A 256-nucleotide genomic window follows, 5' to 3' on the forward strand; every position below is an offset into this window, starting at 1 on the left:
GCCTTGGCCGACCCAAGTGAGCCAAGATCACTGTCTACCGCCGAGGTTGAAGAGCTTGTACAGATGTATAAACAGGCGGCAATTAACGCCAAAGAAGCTGGAGTTGATGGCGTTGAATTACACTGCGCTAATGGCTACCTTGTTAATCAGTTTATCTCTGAGCATACCAATAATAGAACCGATAAGTACGGTGGTACTTTAGCGAATCGTTTACGTTTTCTAAAAGAAATAACCGAAGCGGTTGCCAGTGTTATGG

At 44.9% G+C, this 256-nt stretch carries 1 protein-coding gene; it reads left to right on the forward strand.

Annotation, left to right across the window (positions count from 1 at the left end):
- The coding region (locus AAEY78_RS13960; RefSeq protein ID WP_502943784.1) for an oxidoreductase at window positions 1-256 on the forward strand (256 nt) is incomplete at both ends.

It is taken from the genome of Psychrobacter sp. 16-MNA-CIBAN-0192 (genome assembly GCF_040309565.1).
Lineage (GTDB): Bacteria > Pseudomonadota > Gammaproteobacteria > Pseudomonadales > Moraxellaceae > Psychrobacter.